Origin of the sequence: Corynebacterium sp. HMSC058E07, from assembly GCF_001809885.1 — a bacterium.
Lineage (GTDB): Bacteria > Actinomycetota > Actinomycetes > Mycobacteriales > Mycobacteriaceae > Corynebacterium > Corynebacterium macclintockiae.
In genome coordinates, this window is record NZ_KV799246.1 from 1 (window position 1) to 1,194 (window position 1,194).

2 protein-coding genes are annotated in these 1,194 nt (G+C 52.0%); both read right to left on the reverse strand.

Annotated features, from left to right (window positions below; all coding sequences use genetic code 11):
- Window positions 1-67: 67 nt before the first annotated feature.
- On the reverse strand, window positions 68-448 hold the full coding sequence (locus HMPREF2678_RS00985) for a DUF1877 family protein (RefSeq protein WP_070550543.1): 381 nt from the start codon (window positions 446-448) through the stop codon (window positions 68-70).
- Between the two features lie 33 nt (window positions 449-481).
- A complete protein-coding gene (locus tag HMPREF2678_RS00990; RefSeq protein WP_070550544.1) occupies window positions 482-1,066 on the reverse strand; it encodes a hypothetical protein in 585 nt (194 codons plus the stop codon).
- Window positions 1,067-1,194 lie beyond the last annotated feature (128 nt).

Consider the following 1,194-nt stretch of genomic DNA (forward strand, 5'->3'; position numbering starts at 1 on the left):
ACTACGTGTCCACGATTTGCGGGCAACCCCACTTTGATTCAGGGGTCGGTGTGATGTGTGGGGTGGGTTAGTTGTACAGGATTGCTGTTGCGTGGTTGTTGGTAACAGCGGTGGTGTAGAAGTCGGTGAGTGTGTCGAGGTCGGGTTGTGCGTCTTCGTCGACAGTCGAGTCGGCGAGTGCTTGTGCCAGGACGGCTGTTTGCTGTGGCGAGGCGACGTAGAGTGCCGGGTCTTCACACAGCAGGGTGTGTCCTGTGACTGCTTGTTTCGCCTCTGGGGTGGTCAGTGCGGTGGCGAGGTCGTCGGCGGTTTTGTCGATGTCGGTGCCCGGGCCGGTGGTTTCTTCTTCCATCCAGTCCATGGCGAGGTCCACGGCGGTGTCTTCGTCGGTGGAGGTGAGTTGTTCGTACTGGTCGTTGGTGATGGGCAAGTAGTTAGGGATAAGCATGTGAATCGAGACCTTTCTAAGTAGTAGATGTATTTAGGACGGGTCGGCGAGTTTTGCGACGTGTTCTTTTGCTCGAGGGTCTTCTGCAAAGGCGCTGGTTTTGATCCAGTGGAATCCTGGGTACTCGCGGAAGGCTTTCTTTCTGACTCCTTGTTTGATGAGGAATCGTTGCCATTCGTAGAGGATTTCTGGTTCGTTGGTGCTGGTGGTTTTGAGGAAGCGGTTGATTTGTTCGAAGTTTTTCGGGTGGATGTTGTAGATGATCAGGTTAGTATCCGCTTTCACCAGGGAGTGAATGGCATAGTGGTCGCCGCCACAGTCGATGTATTTGAGCATTTCGTCGACAGCGTTGGTGATGTCCAAGTCTTTAGCCCCGAGTTGAATCAATAGACCCATAAAAGAACGAGACCAATCATCCATGGGGCTTTCGGCCATATTCCGGTGCTCGGCGATATATTGGCGTATTTGCGCTGGGGTAAGGTCACGCTTTGCTTCCTGGATGAAATCTACAAACCTTTCCGGTGTTTTGTGGAAGTCAGGTTTGAATTTTCTGAAATCAGCGATCGCTTGTTGTTTGATGGCAGGGTCTTTTAGTGCGTATGGGTTTGGGATGTCCATTGTGCCTCTTTCTAGTACTTGGTTATGGCTCGTGCTATGCCATCTTTCAACTGTGTGGACAGGCTTTGAAGCGCCCCCGGGTATTGCTTTTAAAGGGAGCGTGTCAAGTTGTTTGTGTGTGGGGCTAG

What these genes read in the sequence shown, in the direction of transcription:
- HMPREF2678_RS00985 (WP_070550543.1), bottom strand. Translation starts at nt 448, where the DNA reads ATGCTTATCCCTAACTACTTGCCCATCACCAACGACCAGTACGAACAA.
- HMPREF2678_RS00990 (WP_070550544.1), bottom strand. Translation starts at nt 1,066, where the DNA reads ATGGACATCCCAAACCCATACGCACTAAAAGACCCTGCCATCAAACAA.